The sequence below is a fragment of the Bradyrhizobium sp. JR3.5 genome (assembly GCF_054057015.1).
In genome coordinates, this window is record NZ_JBSRYV010000001.1 from 2,806,085 (window position 1) to 2,820,910 (window position 14,826).

Annotated in this window: 15 protein-coding genes and 1 pseudogene; 6 read left to right on the forward strand and 10 right to left on the reverse strand. The window is 62.7% G+C overall.

What is annotated here, in order from left to right:
• Window positions 1-2 precede the first annotated feature (2 nt).
• The 6 genes from ACVWW1_RS14135 to ACVWW1_RS14160 are packed head-to-tail and all read right to left on the reverse strand — an operon-like array spanning window position 3 to window position 4,761.
• The gene (locus ACVWW1_RS14135) at window positions 3-1,133 is read right to left on the reverse strand and encodes an acyl-CoA dehydrogenase family protein (RefSeq protein ID WP_456656222.1); all 1,131 of its coding nucleotides are present in this window, start codon (window positions 1,131-1,133) and stop codon (window positions 3-5) included.
• 23 nt (window positions 1,134-1,156) lie between these two features.
• Window positions 1,157-2,338 (reverse strand): acyl-CoA dehydrogenase family protein, encoded by a 1,182-nt coding sequence (locus tag ACVWW1_RS14140; protein WP_456656223.1) that lies wholly within the window; start codon window positions 2,336-2,338, stop codon window positions 1,157-1,159.
• Window positions 2,339-2,352: 14 nt separating this feature from the next.
• The gene (locus ACVWW1_RS14145; RefSeq protein ID WP_456656224.1) at window positions 2,353-3,090 is read right to left on the reverse strand and encodes an SDR family oxidoreductase; all 738 of its coding nucleotides are present in this window, start codon (window positions 3,088-3,090) and stop codon (window positions 2,353-2,355) included.
• Window positions 3,091-3,108: 18 nt separating this feature from the next.
• A complete protein-coding gene (locus ACVWW1_RS14150; protein ID WP_456656225.1) occupies window positions 3,109-3,657 on the reverse strand; it encodes a class I adenylate-forming enzyme family protein in 549 nt (182 codons plus the stop codon).
• The gene (locus tag ACVWW1_RS14155; RefSeq protein ID WP_456656226.1) at window positions 3,585-4,151 is read right to left on the reverse strand and encodes an AMP-binding protein; all 567 of its coding nucleotides are present in this window, start codon (window positions 4,149-4,151) and stop codon (window positions 3,585-3,587) included. The genes ACVWW1_RS14150 and ACVWW1_RS14155 overlap by 73 nt, the downstream gene beginning before the upstream one ends.
• The gene (locus ACVWW1_RS14160; RefSeq protein WP_456656227.1) at window positions 4,138-4,761 is read right to left on the reverse strand and encodes an AMP-binding protein; all 624 of its coding nucleotides are present in this window, start codon (window positions 4,759-4,761) and stop codon (window positions 4,138-4,140) included. Before ACVWW1_RS14160 ends, ACVWW1_RS14155 begins: the two co-directional genes overlap by 14 nt.
• A gap of 190 nt (window positions 4,762-4,951) precedes the next feature.
• Between ACVWW1_RS14160 and ACVWW1_RS14165 the strand changes: the two genes are divergently transcribed.
• Together ACVWW1_RS14165 and ACVWW1_RS14170 are read left to right on the forward strand one after the other, a co-directional pair.
• Window positions 4,952-5,695, forward strand: coding sequence for an SDR family NAD(P)-dependent oxidoreductase (locus ACVWW1_RS14165; RefSeq protein ID WP_456656228.1), 744 nt, complete (start codon window positions 4,952-4,954; stop codon window positions 5,693-5,695).
• A gap of 1 nt (window position 5,696) precedes the next feature.
• Window positions 5,697-6,374, forward strand: coding sequence for a glutathione S-transferase family protein (locus tag ACVWW1_RS14170; RefSeq protein WP_456656673.1), 678 nt, complete (start codon window positions 5,697-5,699; stop codon window positions 6,372-6,374).
• Between the two features lie 25 nt (window positions 6,375-6,399).
• Here ACVWW1_RS14170 and ACVWW1_RS14175 read toward each other — a convergent pair whose 3' ends face one another.
• Together ACVWW1_RS14175 and ACVWW1_RS14180 are read right to left on the reverse strand one after the other, a co-directional pair.
• The gene (locus ACVWW1_RS14175) at window positions 6,400-7,599 is read right to left on the reverse strand and encodes a CaiB/BaiF CoA transferase family protein (protein WP_456656229.1); all 1,200 of its coding nucleotides are present in this window, start codon (window positions 7,597-7,599) and stop codon (window positions 6,400-6,402) included.
• Window positions 7,600-7,698: 99 nt separating this feature from the next.
• The gene (locus ACVWW1_RS14180; protein ID WP_456656230.1) at window positions 7,699-8,331 is read right to left on the reverse strand and encodes a DsbA family protein; all 633 of its coding nucleotides are present in this window, start codon (window positions 8,329-8,331) and stop codon (window positions 7,699-7,701) included.
• 244 nt (window positions 8,332-8,575) lie between these two features.
• Here ACVWW1_RS14180 and ACVWW1_RS14185 point away from each other — a divergent pair, with 244 nt between their 5' ends.
• On the forward strand, window positions 8,576-9,091 hold the full coding sequence (locus ACVWW1_RS14185) for a winged helix-turn-helix transcriptional regulator (RefSeq protein ID WP_456656231.1): 516 nt from the start codon (window positions 8,576-8,578) through the stop codon (window positions 9,089-9,091).
• A gap of 1,106 nt (window positions 9,092-10,197) precedes the next feature.
• Here the strand turns inward: ACVWW1_RS14185 and guaA are convergent.
• Window positions 10,198-11,808: a glutamine-hydrolyzing GMP synthase gene (gene guaA, locus ACVWW1_RS14190; protein WP_456656232.1), complete on the reverse strand. Its 1,611-nt coding sequence runs from the start codon at window positions 11,806-11,808 to the stop codon at window positions 10,198-10,200.
• Window positions 11,809-11,943: 135 nt separating this feature from the next.
• Here guaA and ACVWW1_RS14195 point away from each other — a divergent pair, with 135 nt between their 5' ends.
• Together ACVWW1_RS14195 and ACVWW1_RS14200 are read left to right on the forward strand one after the other, a co-directional pair.
• Complete coding sequence (locus ACVWW1_RS14195; protein WP_456656233.1) at window positions 11,944-12,315, forward strand: nuclear transport factor 2 family protein; 372 nt, start codon at window positions 11,944-11,946, stop codon at window positions 12,313-12,315.
• 167 nt (window positions 12,316-12,482) lie between these two features.
• Window positions 12,483-12,816, forward strand: a pseudogene (locus tag ACVWW1_RS14200) (DHCW motif cupin fold protein).
• 159 nt (window positions 12,817-12,975) lie between these two features.
• Here the strand turns inward: ACVWW1_RS14200 and ACVWW1_RS14205 are convergent.
• Window positions 12,976-13,428, reverse strand: coding sequence for a winged helix-turn-helix transcriptional regulator (locus ACVWW1_RS14205; RefSeq protein ID WP_456656234.1), 453 nt, complete (start codon window positions 13,426-13,428; stop codon window positions 12,976-12,978).
• 114 nt (window positions 13,429-13,542) lie between these two features.
• Between ACVWW1_RS14205 and ACVWW1_RS14210 the strand changes: the two genes are divergently transcribed.
• Complete coding sequence (locus tag ACVWW1_RS14210) at window positions 13,543-14,814, forward strand: MFS transporter (RefSeq protein ID WP_456656235.1); 1,272 nt, start codon at window positions 13,543-13,545, stop codon at window positions 14,812-14,814.
• The last annotated feature ends 12 nt before the right edge of the window (window positions 14,815-14,826 follow it).

Genomic DNA, 14,826 nt, shown 5'->3' on the forward strand with positions numbered 1-14,826 from the left:
GTTTAGGCGGCTGCATCCAGCTGCGCGTAGCGCAGCACGTGGAACGCGGGGTCGCCGAACTGGATGTTGACGGAGGAGATTCGCTTGAAATAGTGTCCGACGTTGAGCTCGTCGGTCATTCCCATGCCGCCGTGAAGCTGCACCGCCTGATCGGCGACGAACTTGCCGGCATAGCCGATCTTCGACTTGGCGCCGGAGGCGAGCCGCGACAGGCTGGGATCGCCGGTGCCAAGGCTAAGGCTCAGATGCTGCATCAGGGAGAGAGCCTCCTGATGCGCGATGAACATGTCGACCATCCGATGCTGCAGCACCTGGAAGGAACCGATGGTGGTGCCGAACTGCTTACGCGTCTTCGAATACTCCAGTGTCGCCGAGTTCAGCTCACCAATGGCGCCGACGGCTTCGGCACAGAGCGCGCCGATGGCACGGTTACGGCAGGCCTCCAGCGCGGCAACGCCCTCGCCTTCCGCGCCCAGCAATTGCCCGCGGACATCCCGCAGGCTGAGCTCGGCCGCCCGGCGGCCGTCGATGGTCTTGAAGCTCTGGAGGTCGACGCCAGTCGCGCGCCGATCGACCACGAACAGGCTCACGCCGCCACGGTCGCGGTCGTCGCCGGACGTCCGCGCCGAGACGATCAGATAGTCCGCCCAGGGCGCGGCGATCACCATGGTCTTCGCGCCGGTCAGGACGTAGTCGTTCCCCTCGCGCCGCGCCCTGGTCGCGACATTGGCAAGATCGAAGCGCGATGCCTTCTCCGTCCAGGCCAGCGCCCAGATCTTCGTGCCGTCGATGATTTCAGGGATGAAGCTCTGCTGCTGCTCCGGCGTGCCCAAATGCTCGATCAGTCCGCCGGCCAGCACCACCGTCTCGACGAAGGGTTCGACCACGAGGTGACGGCCGAACTCATGCATCACGATCATGGTCGACAGCGGACCGCCGCCGAGACCGCCAGCGCTCTCGGAGAGCGGTGCAGCGAGAAGGCCGAGCTTGGCGAAAGCGTCCCATTGCCTTCGGCTGAAGCCCTCCTCGCTGGCCACGATCTTGCGCCGCTCTTCGAAGCCGTATTGGTCGCGCAGCAGGCGCTGGACGCTGGATCGCAGCAATTCCTGCTCTTCCGTGAACTGAATATCCATCCGATCCTCCCGATCCGCCGTGGCTAGAGCCCGAGCACGGCCTTGGCGATGATGTTTCGCTGTATCTCGTTGGATCCGCCGTAGATGCTGAGCTTGCGCGCGTTGAGGTATTTCTCCGACGCGGTGTGGCCGTAATCGCGGCCTGGCATGAAGCGGTTGGCGCTCACCGGATGCTCGCGGATGGCAAGCCCGTAATTGCCGATCGCACGGTGGGTGAGCTCGGTGATGTCCTGAAATATCTCGGTGCCGCGAATCTTGAACAGTGAGGCCGCAGGTCCCGGATCTATGCCGCGCGCCATCTGGGCGACGACGCGCAGTTCCGTCGCTTCCAGCGCCAGCACGTCAAGCTCGATCCGCGCAATGTCCCGCAAGAATTCGAGATGCGCGGGATCCTCAGTCGGGATCTCGGCCTTCACGATCTGCTTCAGCTTGTTGATGTACCGGGTGGACCGGCCGATGCCGGCCATGCTGGTGCGCTCGTTGCCGAGCAGGAACTTGGCGTAGGTCCAGCCCTTGTTCTCCTCGCCGATCAGGTTTCCGACGGGCACGCGGACGTTTTCGAGGAAGACGTCGTTGACCTCGTGGCTGCCATCGATCGTGATGATCGGCCGCACGGTGACGCCGGGCGACTTCATGTCGATCAGCAGGAAGGAGATACCGGATTGCGGCTTCGCGCTCGGATCGGTGCGCACCAGGCAGAAGATCCAGTCGGCATGCTGCGCCAGCGTCGTCCAGGTCTTGTGACCGTTGACGATGTAGTGGTCCTCGTCGCGCACCGCCTTGGTCCTGACGGTCGCAAGGTCCGAGCCCGAGCCCGGCTCCGAATAGCCCTGGCACCACCAATCCTCGCCGGACAGGATCCGCGGCAGAAATTTCTTCTTCTGCGCCTCGTTGCCGAACGTGTAGATCACCGGCCCGACCATGGTGACGCTGAAGGCGAGCGGCGGCAGCGTGCCGGCGCGAGAGGTCTCCTGCTCGAAGATGAAGCGCTGCGTGACCGACCAGCCCGGGCCGCCATACTCCTTGGGCCAGAGCGGAGCGATCCAACCCCTTTTGTGGAGGATCCGGTGCCAGAGCAGCGACTGCTCCTTGGTCAGGTCGGTCTCTGGATTGGGAACGCGCATCTCCGGCGGATAGTTTTCCGCAATGAAAGTGCGCACCTCGTCGCGAAACGCGGCATCCTCGGGGGAAAGCTTGAGCTCCATCGTGGCAGGCTCCGCTACCACTTCTCGCCGAAGGGACGGATCTCCATCTCGAACGTCCATGCGCTCTTCGGCTGCTGGTAGAGCTGCCAATAGGATGTCGCGACGGAGGCCGGAGGCATCAAGGCGTCCGGATCATCTAGCGCGGTGGGCCCGAGAGCCTCCAGCCGGCGTTGCCGAACCCACTCGGTGTCCACGCCGGAATCGATGATGAGATGCGCGACGTGAATATTTTTCGGCCCAAGCTCGCGGGCCATGGCCTGCGCGACCGCGCGAAGGCCAAACTTGGCGCTTGCGAAAGCGGCGTACCCGCTGCCGCCGCGGAGCGAGGCGGTCGCCCCCGTAAAGAAGATGTTGCCGCCCCCGCGCGGCAGCATGAGGCGGGCGGCCTCGCGACCGGCCAGGAAGCCGGAATAGCATGCCATTTCCCAGACCTTGCGGAAGACGCGTTCTGTGGTGTCCAGAATCGGGAAGTTCACGTTCGCCCCGATGTTGAAGATGCAGACTTCCAGCGGCGCATGCTTGTCTGCATCGTTGAGGAAGGAGATGATCTCGTCTTCCTTGCGAGCGTCGAGCGAACGGGCGTGGATCTCTCCGCCGGCAGCCTCGATATCCCTCACGAGCGGAGCCAGCTTGTCGCCGTTCCGACGGCCGCCGAAGACCGTGAAGCCTTCTGCTGCGAATTTCTTGGCGATCTCGCCGCCGATGAAGTCACCCGCGCCTATCACGGCCGCGGTTGCGTTTCTCTTTTGCAAGATGTCCTCCCGGTAAAGTTAGATCTGTTGCCTGCGAAATTCGGGCGCCTGCACCGGAGAGATTGCGCCACCTTCGCGCAAGGACTCCGCGAGCTTGTGCTTCAGTATCTTGCCGGTCGAGGTCGCCGGCAAGGCATCAAGTATGACGATTTCGGACGGCCGCTTGTAAGAAGTAAGCTGAGACCGGACAAAATTCATCAGGACCTCGGGCGTCGTGCGAGATCCCGGCAGCAATTGCACAAAGGCCACGATCTCCTCATTACCGTCTGCGGCACGACCGACGACCGCGGATTGCACGACGTCCTTGTGTGAACTGAGGACCGCTTCGACCTCCGCGGGATAGACGTTGAAGCCGGAGCGGATGATCATTTCCTTGGTGCGGCCGACAATGTACAGACACTCGCCGTCGAAACGCGCGAGATCGCCGGTATTGAACCAGCCTTCGCTGTCGATCACCTTCGCAGTAAGCTCGGGCGCACGATAGTACCCCAGCATCACGTTGCGCCCGCGAACATGCAGCTCGCCGACTTCACCTGCTGCCGTCGGAAATCCTTCGAGGGTTCGCACCCGCGCCTCCACACACCGGGCAGCAGCGTGCCAACAGCCTGATCCGAACGTGGCCGATCGAAACGTACCCCAGATATTCCCGGCGAGCATTCGGTGATTCCGTAGCCGTTGAGCAACGGAAGCCCGAACTCCTTCTCCACGCGCACCTTCAGGTTCAAATCCAACGGCGCGCCGGCGACGGCAATCAAGCGCAACGAGCCTCGGGCGAGCTGTTCCACGCCTGATAAGCTCTTGTACTCCAGCAGGCGCTGATAGGTGGCAGGCACGCCATTGAGGATGGTGACGCCCTCCTCCGCGATGGCCTTTGCAGTGGCGGCCGGATCGTATTTGCTGACCATCCGCACCGTGCCACCAACCATCAGCGTCATGATCAGGAGCGAGATGCCGACGATATGCGAGATCGGCAACACAAGATAGATCTTGTCCTTCTCGTCCATCCTGCGGAAGTACGCGGTGGTCTTTGCGCTGATCAGAAGGTTGTCATGGGAGAGCATCACGCCCTTGGGAGTCCACCGTCGTCCCTGACGTATAGATCAAGACCGCAACTTGCCTTGCTGGATCGGCCTCCAGCGGCTGGACCACCGTGCTTTCGTTGAGCGGGCCAACCCCAATTTCCGGCAGAGCGCCAATTCGCCGAGTCTCGGCGCCATAGCGCGAGGCGTGGGCAGCGGCCTCCTTCGAAATACCCGACGTGAAAAACGTCCGTCGGGCGCCGCTGTGGTCGCGGATCTGGTCCAGTTCGCGCGCCGACAAGCGCGGGTTGGCGACAATCGCCCAGGCGTCGAGCCGGCTCGCCGCCAGCAGCAAAGCGGCAAGCGCAATACAGTTCTCGCTGACAATGATCATCCGATCACCGGCCCTGATTCCCAGCGATGAGAGCATCGTGGCGATCTCGCCAACGCGCTGCTCCAGATCTCGATAGCTCCAGGAAGCTCCGTCCTCGACCAGCGCAATCCGGTCGGGCGCCCTGGCAACCGGCCCTGCCGTGACTTCATGGATTCGGCTCGGCAAGCCGACAGCAATCTCGTCGACACTGATCGTCTCTGAAAGCTCCGCCACGACTGACCTCCCGACCGACCATGCCGACGTTGCAATGCGGCACAATTGGCCTCGACTTATAGTTCTTTTTTAGAACTCGTCAATCGATAAATCGTCGCCAGCCTTTCCGGCGTTGAATGGATAATTCATCTGCGAGCGTCGTTCCCTATGTGGCTCCTAAAAACCCCCGTTTACATCGCAGCATCCGACAGCTAGGCTATAGTATCAAATAAGAACTTAAAGGGGAGGATCGAAGATGGCGGCGAGCCGCGGTGTAGCGATACTTGTTGGCGCAGGCGATGCCATTGGCGCGGCGGTCGCCCGGCGTTTTGCCCAAGGCGGCTATACGGTCTGCATCTGCAGGCGCGATGCGTCCAAATCGCAGGGACTCGTGGCCGAGCTAAGGGCTGCGGGGCACGACGTTCACGCATTCAGCGTGGATGCGCGTCAGGAGGCAGAAGTCCAGGGCATTTTCGCGCGAGTCGAGAAAGAGCACGGGCCTGTCGAGGTCTGCCTCTACAATGCCGGCTCGAACGTCAACAAGTCTCTGCTCGACACCACGGAGAAGCTGTTCTTCAAGGCCTGGGAACTCGCCTGCTATGGTGGTTTCCTGGTTGGACGTGAGGCCGCCCGCGTGATGTTGTCGCGCGGACGGGGCACCATCTTCTTTACGGGTGCGACGGCAAGCGTGCGTGGCGGCTCGGGATTTGCAGCATTTTCATCCGCGAAATTCGGGCTTCGTGCAGTGGCCCAGGCGATGGCGCGCGAGCTTGGACCGAAGAACATCCACGTCGTGCATCTCCTGATCGACGCCGGCGTGGATAGCGAGGCGATTCACCAACGCATGAAGGCCGCGAAGGGCATCGAAGCGAGCGACATTCCGCCCGATAGCCTGACCAAGACGTCTTCCATTGCCGAAGCTTATTGGTTCACCCACCAGCAGAGCAAAGATGGCTGGACCCACGAGCTCGATCTCCGTCCGTCCGTGGAGAAATGGTAATATGAATGCGACACCAGACCTGACCCTGTGGGGCGTTGGAACGAGTCGCACCATTCGTCCGCACTGGGCCATGCACGAACTGGGCTTGGCCTACAAGACAAGGCCCATTGGCCCGCGAACCGGCGAAACCAAGACCGCAGAATACTCGAAGCTCAATCCGCGCCAGAAGATCCCGCTGCTTCAAGATGCCGATTTCTGCATCGGCGAGAGCGCAGCGATCGTTGCCTACCTGTCGCGCATGTATTCCACGCCGGAACGATCGCTGATTCCGGAAGCCCCGCGCGAGTATGCCGCGTGGCTGGAATGGTGCTTCTTTATCGTCGCGGAGCTGGATTCCACCAGCCTTTACGTGATGCGCCGCCATCGGGCCGACGCGCTCGGACCGATCTACGGCATTGCACCCGAGGTCGTTGCCCAGGCTGGCGAGTATTTCCGCCAGCAGTTGCGCCATGTCGAAGTCGCGCTCGCAGACGGCCGACAATTCCTGATGGGCGACCGGTTTACGAGCGCAGACATCCTGCTCACGACCTGCCTAGAGTGGGCCATCGCCTATGGCGTCGGCATTTGCGACAACGCTCAGCCCTATCTCGAGCGTATCCGCAAACGCGAAGCCTTTCAGAGAGCCGTTGCAGCGAATGTTCCGATGGCACCGATCACGCCGGCGCCGGCGAAGGCCTAGAATACGTCGCCAACAGGTTTCGCGGTTAGACCGCGACGCGCACGCTGCGCTCGGCGATCATCTTGTCGATGGCGCCATCGCCGTAGCCCAGCTCGTGCAGCACGTCCCGGGAGTGCTCGCCGACCCTGGGAGCAGGGCCGCCGATCGTGGCCTCGTTGACCTCAAAACGCGCTGCCGGCTTCGGCTGCCGCACCCGTCCGACCTTCGGCTGGTCGAACTCCGCGATGATATCGCGGGCGACCACCTGTTCATTGTGAATGATCTCGCCCCGCCGCAGGATCGGCGAACAGGGGACGTCCGCGGCGTCGAGACGCTCCAGCCATTCGGCGGTGGTGTGCTGGCTGATGTACTCCGCCATCTTGTTGATGCGTGCCGTGGCGTTGACGGAGCGCGCCGCCGGCGTCGAGAAACGGGGATCCTTGGCAAGCTCCGGATCGCCGGACGCCTGGCAAAAACCCTGCCATTCGGAATCGGAAATGGTACCGGCGGTGATGTAGCCGTCGCTGGTCTTGAACACGAGATCCGGCCGGTCGTTGGGATCTGCAGCAGTGGCCTCAGCACCAACCACCGTGTATTGCATCATGCCTTCCGGCCACAAATACGAGATCATCGCGTCCAGCATGGCGACCTGGATGTGATCACCCTGCCCTGTCTTCTCGCGAGCGTAGAGGGCTGCCGCGACGGCCTGGGCGGTGAACACGGCGGTGGTCTTGTCGCAGACGATAGTCCGGATCATCTGCGGACGGTTCGTGACCGGCTGCGACTGGATATCGGCAAAGCCCGAGAGGCCCTGAATGATCGGATCGTAAACACGCTTCTTTACATATGGTCCGGTGTCGCCAACACCGCTGATCGAGACATAGATCAGGCGCGGATGGCGCTGGCGCAACTCTTCGACGCCGAGACCGAGGCGCTCCATGGTGCCGGGCCGGAAATTCTGCACCAGCACATCCGCCTTCGCGACCAGCTTGGCCAGAACCTCACGGCCGGCCCCGCTTTTGACATCAATCGACAGCGAGCGCTTGCCACGGTTTGAAGAAATGAATAGCGCGGAAAACTCGCCATCCTTGTCGATGGTCGCGCGGCTGCGCCGGGTAATGTCGCCGCCGATCGGCTCGATTTTCAGGACGTCGGCGCCCTGATCCGCCAGGAACATGGTCGCGAACGGGCCCGACACCACGCCTGTCAGATCGAGGACGCGAACGCCGTTGAGTGGACCTGGCATGAGATTCTCCCTGAATTGACTTTATTATGAGGCCGACTGAGCTTTCGTCATGCAGGCGCCGGACATCTGCCCCGGCTCCGCAGGCTTCAGGTCCTGACCTTAGGCAGTCTTCGAAGCGGGCTGGCCGATCTGCTCGACAATCGACTCCTCCACATCGCGGAGCTGGTCCTTGCCGAAGAACATTTCCTTTCCAACGAAGAAGGTCGGCGAGCCGAATGCGCCTCGGTTGACGGCGTCGGTGGTCCGGTCGATCAGCCCCTTCTTGACGTCGTCCTGCTGCGCACGCGCAAGCAACCGATCGATATCGATGCCTGAGGAGATGAATGCTGCTCGGAAGGTTTCGAGGTCATCCATCTTCTTTGGCTCCTCCCACATGTGGTGGTAGGCCGCGCGGAAATAGGGTTCGAACACGCCTTCGAATTGCGCCGCGACGGCGCCGCGCATCAACATCAGCGTATTGACCGGAAAAAACGGATTGGACCGGAACTTCGTTGCATCATGGCGGCGAATGAAGCGCTGTGTCTCCAGCGCCTGGTACTCCGGCTTGTTCTTGATGCCACGAAGAGATTCGAACGGGGACATGTTGCCCGTCGCCTTGAAGATGCCGCCGAGCAGGACCGGGACATATTCGAATTTAACGCCGGTGCGCCGTTCGATTCCGGGAAGGGCCAGTTCCGCGAGGTAAGCGTTTGGACTGCCGAAATCGAACAGGAATTCAACTTTCAGGGGCATGCCTGCTCCTCCCGTAGAGCGAAACGAATGGTGGGGCCCGACGATCCCCCACGCTGGACTCCGGCACCTGCTCGATTCCTTACAGTTCTAAAATTGAACTGTCAAATCATCAGTGAATTCTGCTGGTTTTAACTGACCGCATGGGTATTGTTTCACGTTTAGTACCTATCTAGAATGCTAGAGGCGACGGCGGTTCCCGGGATTGATTCGAACCGAGCAGGCGCCGGACGACCGGAGAGCAGGAATGAAATGGGACGAACTTGAGGAAGAGCCGTGTTCGATGGCTCGCACCATCGGCGTGATTGGCGACCGGTGGACGCTATTGATCCTCCGCGAATGCTTCCTGCGCACGCGCCGCTTCGAGGGTTTTCAGTCCGCGCTCGGAATTACGCGCCACCTGCTCGCCGAACGGCTGAAAAAGCTGGTTAGGCAGGGCGTCTTGCGCCGCATTCCTTATCAGGAGTCGCCCAAACGCCACGAGTATATCCTTACGCAAAAGGGCCTCGACCTCTATCCAATCATGATGGCGCTCGTGCATTGGGGCGACACCCACATGCTTGACGTACGCGGACGCCCCCTCCTGCATGAACACCGGAAGTGCGGCAAGATGTTCGACCCAGTGATGGTGTGCTCGGAATGCGGCGAGCCGCTTTCGGCCAAGGAAGTTCACGTCCATCCTGGTCCAGGCGCGCGCCCGGCTCCAGAGAGAGTCTCGCTCGACAAAAAAGCAAAGTCGAAGCCCCGCAAAAAAGCGGCGTAAGAACGCCAAGCCGCGCTTCCTGGCAAATTCGACGGTCATAGCCTCGAACATCCGGTCAGGATGGAAAAGGTGAGTTGCTGGTGAATCAGATCCCGTCCTCATAGCCGGACGGGAGGCCTATGGCTCCGACGCCCGCCGACAAGCTCAAGCTTTTTCGCATCCGCCGCGCGCCCAAGCTTGTCGTCCTTTTCGGCCGGGACCTGCCTCGTCTCATTTTCTTGGATTGCGCTTCGCGCCCTATATTGCAGCCGGAGTCGCGAGTGGCTCACGGAAGTTCCGCGAACCAGACTTGGGCCTCGATATGAGATTGCTTGGTGCATTGCACCGCTTGTTATTGGCCCCCGGGCCTGGCTCCGGTGTCAGAAAAACTCACATCTAACCGAGAATTAATGCAATCCCGAACCGAGGGTCGATTGCCTACAGTCCACCCGCAGCCTGCCTGTGCATGCTCCGAGGCCACGGCGCGTTCTTGAGGTCGTCTCAGGCGCAGCCGAAGAGGCGAAGCTTGCTTGTAGCGAAGGCGGCAATCCAAAGAGTCGGAACTGGCTCGGACAAACAATGGGAGATTAGGGATGAAACTGAACCGTCGTCATTTCGCGTTTGCGATCATGGCCGCCGCTGGCTCTCAAATGATAAGGTGAGCGCACTACTCCTGAGACCGGCTCTCTACTCTGTCCACACTTCTCTGAGTCTTACATCATACGAAAAGAGCGATCGCACTCGCCCTCGATAGATTTTTCTTGATCTCCCGGTGCACACGTCGTGCACACGCCATCCTCTAACCGTTTGAACAACTTAGACTCTCGCTCCAATCCATCATGGGGAAGTTTGAGCTGGGTCTAGCCACTGAAAGCCTGCGAAATCCAAGTCCCAGATACAACGAACGCTCGCGCCGACAGCTCCCCGTCCTCCCAAGCAATGATTTCCAAGCGGGCCCGGCCTTTCTGTACGCTGCAACTCGCTGTAGTACGCCGTCAGCAAAAACGCTATGGAATGCCGACGTTCATCGAGGTTAAGCCGAGGCCCACAAGTCCCCGGCGCATGTCGAAGAAAGTACGACTTCGTACCCAAGACCACGCCAAGACGCGCAACACTGCCCGACCGCACTACTCCCACTCAATCGTCCCCGGCGGCTTCGACGTCACGTCGTACACCACCCGGTTCACGCCCTTCACCTCGTTGATGATGCGCGTCGCGGTCTCGCCCAAGAACTTCATGTCGAACTGGTAGAAGTCGGCGGTCATGCCGTCGGTCGAGGTGACGGCGCGCAGGCCGACGACGTATTCGTAGGTGCGGCCGTCGCCCATCACGCCGACGGTCTTCACCGGCAGCAGCACCGCAAAAGCCTGCCAGATCGCATCATAGAGGCCGTGCTTGCGGATCTGGTCGATATAGACCGCATCCGCATTGCGCAGGATGTCGAGCTTTTCCCTGGTGATGTCGCCGGGGCAGCGGATGGCGAGGCCCGGGCCCGGGAACGGGTGGCGGCCGACGAAGACTTCGGGCAGGCCGAGCTCGCGGCCGAGCACGCGCACCTCGTCCTTGAACAGCTCGCGCAGCGGCTCGACGAGCTTCATGTTCATCCGCGCCGGAAGGCCGCCGACATTGTGGTGCGACTTGATGGTAACAGACGGTCCGCCGGTGAAGGAGACGCTCTCGATCACATCAGGATAGAGCGTGCCCTGCGCCAGGAATGCGGCGCCGCCGATCTTCTTGGCTTCCGCCTCGAACACGTCGATGAACAACCGCCCGATGGTCTTGCGCTTCACCTCGGGATCGGTGACGCCCTCGAGTTCGCCCAGAAACTCTTTCGACGCGTCCACATGGACCAGCGGGATATTGTAGTGGTTGCGGAACAGGTCGACGACGGTCTTGGCCTCGTCGAGCCGCAGCAGGCCGTGATCGACGAACACGCAGGTGAGCTGGTCGCCGATCGCCTCGTGGATCAGCACCGCCGCCACGGCGGAATCGACGCCGCCGGAGAGACCGCAGATCACCTTGCCCGAGCCTACCTGGGCGCGGATCTTCTCGATCGCCTCCTCGCGGAAGGCGCGCATGGTCCAGTCGCCGGTCAGGCCTGCGACCTTGCGGACGAAGTTGCGCAAGAGTTTTGCGCCATCCGGCGTATGCACCACCTCGGGATGGAACATCAGCCCGTAATATTTGCGCTTCTCGTCCTGGATGATCGCGAACGGCGCATTCGGCGAGGTGCCGGCCACCGAGAAGCCGGGCGGCATTTTGGTGATGCGGTCGCCATGGCTCATCCACACCTGGTGCTTTTCGCCGTGGCCCCAGACGCCGTCGAACAGCTGGCTGTCGGTCTTCACCTCGACATCGGCGCGGCCGAATTCGCGGTGATGCCCGCCTTCGACCTCGCCGCCGAGCTGAGCGGCCAAGGTCATCTGGCCGTAGCAGATGCCGAGCACGGGAACGCCTGATTCGAAGATCAGCTGCGGGGCGCGCGGCGAGCCGGTCTCGTGCACGGACTCGGGGCCGCCGGAGAGGATCACCGCCTTCGGCTTCATCTCCTTGAAGGCCGCCTCGGCCTTCTGGAACGGCACGATCTCGGAATAGACGCCCATCTCGCGGACGCGGCGGGCGATCAGTTGCGTCACCTGGCTGCCGAAATCGACAATCAGAATCTTGTCATGCGCCGAGGCCACCGTGGGCGCCGACGCGTCATGAGCTGTGTCTTGGGCTGTGTGCTGGGCTGTCATGGCAAGCAGATACGCGACACCGCCCGCCCCCGCAACCGCGCAGCGCGGGCGCCCACATTCTTCTTTGGGCATGGACAAATTGATATAGGTCAGTATTATTGACCTAATTTGGCCCTAACCGATGGGAGAAAACCGATGCCAGATTTTCACGAACCGTCCCGCCTCGCAGCGCTCGGCCACGACTGGATCGCCGCCTGGAACGCGCGCGATCTCGAGCGCGTGCTGGCGATGTATTCGGAGGATACCGAAATGACCTCGGACCGGATCCCGGCGCTCGGCTTCGGTCCCTCGGGCACCGTGCGCGGCAAGGCGCAGCTGCGGGCCTATTGGAGCGCCGCGCTCGCCAAACTGCCCGAGCTGCATTTCGAGCTGATCGACCTCTATGTCTCGCCCGACAGCGTCGTCGTGTTCTATCAGAACGAACGCGGCAAGAAGATCTGCGAGTATCTGAGGCTCGATGTCGAAGGCAAGATCCGGCAGGGCTCGGCGAACCATCTGGTGGGGTGAGCGCAGCAGCGTGCAGTAATCCGTCACCCTGAGGTGCGAGCGGAGCGAGCCTCGAAGGGCGACGGCCCGGCTCCAACCATCCTTCGAGGCCCGTCGAGCGCTGCTTGCGCACCGCTCGACGCGCACCTCAGGATGACGTCAGTGAGAAGAAAACTAGGACGCTACCAATGAAAATCCCAACCCTGCCCTTCACCGTCACCGACTGGAGCCAGGTCGAACCCACCGTGCATCCCGGCGAGACCGGGCAAGCGCTGTGGCGCACGCTCGACATCGGCGAGCTGCGGGTGCGGATGGTGGAGTATTCGCCAGGCTATCTTGCCGATCACTGGTGCGACCGCGGCCACGTGCTCTACGTACGTGACGGGCGAGCTCGACACCGAGCTGCGCGACGGCCGCAAATTCACGCTGAAGCCGGGCATGAGCTACCAGGTCTCCGATTTCGGCGACGCCGCGCACCGCTCGTCGACCGCGACTGGCGCGACGCTGTTTATTGTGGATTGAGCGCCCCTTCATCTATCCCGTCACCCTGAGGAGGTCGCGAAGCGACCGTCTCGAAGGGCGACAGCCCGGCTCCATCCCCATCCTTCGAGGCTCGCCAAGCGCTGCTGACGCACCGCTTGGCGCGCACCTCAGGATGACGCCGGTGGGTGGGGCGCGCACTCACCGCCGCTTCGCCGCAACCTTCCGCACCTTCGTATCCGCCCAGCTCAGCGGCTTGCCGCTCTTCGACGGCAGCACGAGTTGCCCGACTGCCTGCCCAGCCTGGTCCAGCAGCACCGAATGCGCTTCGCCCCGCGCATAGAGATGCGCCTCGCCCCATTGCCGCAAGGAGACCACGATCGGGAACAGGTCGTGTCCCCGCTTCGTCAGCACATATTCGAGGTAGGCGCTGCCGTCGGACGCGGCGACCTGCTCGAGCACGCCGGTTTCGACCAGCTTGCGCAGCCGCGCCGTCAACATGCCCTTGGCGATGCCGAGATTCTTCTGGAAATCGCCGAACCGGCGCAGGCCGTCGAACGCGTCGCGCACGATCAACAGCGACCACCAGTCGCCGATCGCATCCAGCGCGCGGGCCACCGGGCATTCCGCCTTTGCGAATCCGGTCCGCTGCATCGCGCTCCACCTCCCTCGATCACGATTCCGAACTGGTCTTAAAATAGGACTAGACAGGCCGCGGTGCAACTGGTCTCATTATAAGACCAGATTGCGAATTGCAGCGGAGGCAAGATGACGAACCAGAGCATGGCGGAGACCGGATCAGCCAAGCGGGACCACGGGGGCAGCCAGCGCGCTCACGCGACGGCAGGCCCCCTCTCACCCGCGGTGGTTCTGCTGTTTGCCATCGCCTGCGGGCTCAGCGTCGCCAACATCTATTTCGCGCAGCCGCTGCTCGACACCATGGCGCGGGATCTTGCCATCACGCCGGCCGTGATCGGCGGCATCGTGACGCTCACACAGATCGGCTACGCCTTCGGCCTGGTGCTGATCGTGCCGCTCGGCGACCTCTGGGACCGCCGCAGGCTGATCGTCCGCCAGACCGCGCTGTCGGCGATTGCGCTCACGATCGTCGGCACCGCGCCGAACGCTGCGATGCTGCTCGCGGGCATGGTCCTGGTCGGGCTGCTCGCGGTCGTGATCCAGGTGCTGGTCGCCTACGCCGCGACGCTGGCCGCACCGGCCGACCGCGGCCGCACCATCGGGACCGTCACCAGCGGCGTGGTGTCGGGCATTTTGCTGGCACGTTTTGCCGCCGGCGCGCTGGCCGATCTCGCCGGCTGGCGCGTGGTCTATCTCACGTCGGCCGCGCTGACGCTGGTGCTGGCGGCACTCTTGGCCCGCGCGCTGCCGCGCTATGCGCCGCGGCCGATCGCCGGCGCATCCTACGCCAAATTGCTGCGCTCGACGGTCGCACTGTTCGTCGAGGAGCCCGTGCTGCGCGAGCGCGCGGTGTTCGCGCTGTTGATCTTCGCGAGCTTCAGCGTGTTCTGGAGCTCGGTCGTGCTGCCGCTCTCAGCTCCGCCACTGTCGCTGTCGCACACCGCGATCGGAATGCTCGGCATTGCCGGCCTCGCCGGCGCGCTGGCGGCGCGCAATTCCGGCCGCCTCGCCGATCGCGGCTGGGGCCAGCGCACCACCGGATTGTCGCTGCTGCTGATGCTCGCCGGCTGGGCGCCGATCGCCTGCCTGCACGCTTCGCTGTGGCTGGTGCTCGCAGGCGTCGTCATGATCGACTTCGCGGTGCAGGCCGTCCATGTCACCAACCAGAGCCTGATCGTCGCGGCGCGCCCCGAAGCGTCGAGCCGCCTGATCGGCGTCTACATGGTGTTCTACTCGGTCGGCAGCGGGCTCGGCGCGATCTGTTCGACGATGGCCTATGCCGCCGCCGGCTGGCTCGGCGTTTGCGCGCTGGGTGCTGCGATCAGCGCGGTCGCGCTGCTGTTCTGGGTGATCGTGGTGAGCAGGACCCCGGCGCCGGCGGGCGTATGTTCCGAGGCGTAGGGTACCCAACTC

What these genes read in the sequence shown, in the direction of transcription:
- ACVWW1_RS14175 (WP_456656229.1), bottom strand. Translation starts at nt 7,599, where the DNA reads ATGCCAGGTCCACTCAACGGCGTTCGCGTCCTCGATCTGACAGGCGTG.
- guaA (WP_456656232.1), bottom strand. Translation starts at nt 11,808, where the DNA reads ATGACAGCCCAGCACACAGCCCAAGACACAGCTCATGACGCGTCGGCG.
- ACVWW1_RS14140 (WP_456656223.1), bottom strand. Translation starts at nt 2,338, where the DNA reads ATGGAGCTCAAGCTTTCCCCCGAGGATGCCGCGTTTCGCGACGAGGTG.
- ACVWW1_RS14195 (WP_456656233.1), top strand. Translation starts at nt 11,944, where the DNA reads ATGCCAGATTTTCACGAACCGTCCCGCCTCGCAGCGCTCGGCCACGAC.
- ACVWW1_RS14170 (WP_456656673.1), top strand. Translation starts at nt 5,697, where the DNA reads ATGAATGCGACACCAGACCTGACCCTGTGGGGCGTTGGAACGAGTCGC.
- ACVWW1_RS14185 (WP_456656231.1), top strand. Translation starts at nt 8,576, where the DNA reads ATGAAATGGGACGAACTTGAGGAAGAGCCGTGTTCGATGGCTCGCACC.
- ACVWW1_RS14205 (WP_456656234.1), bottom strand. Translation starts at nt 13,428, where the DNA reads ATGCAGCGGACCGGATTCGCAAAGGCGGAATGCCCGGTGGCCCGCGCG.
- ACVWW1_RS14165 (WP_456656228.1), top strand. Translation starts at nt 4,952, where the DNA reads ATGGCGGCGAGCCGCGGTGTAGCGATACTTGTTGGCGCAGGCGATGCC.
- ACVWW1_RS14135 (WP_456656222.1), bottom strand. Translation starts at nt 1,133, where the DNA reads ATGGATATTCAGTTCACGGAAGAGCAGGAATTGCTGCGATCCAGCGTC.
- ACVWW1_RS14155 (WP_456656226.1), bottom strand. Translation starts at nt 4,151, where the DNA reads ATGCTCTCCCATGACAACCTTCTGATCAGCGCAAAGACCACCGCGTAC.
- ACVWW1_RS14210 (WP_456656235.1), top strand. Translation starts at nt 13,543, where the DNA reads ATGACGAACCAGAGCATGGCGGAGACCGGATCAGCCAAGCGGGACCAC.
- ACVWW1_RS14180 (WP_456656230.1), bottom strand. Translation starts at nt 8,331, where the DNA reads ATGCCCCTGAAAGTTGAATTCCTGTTCGATTTCGGCAGTCCAAACGCT.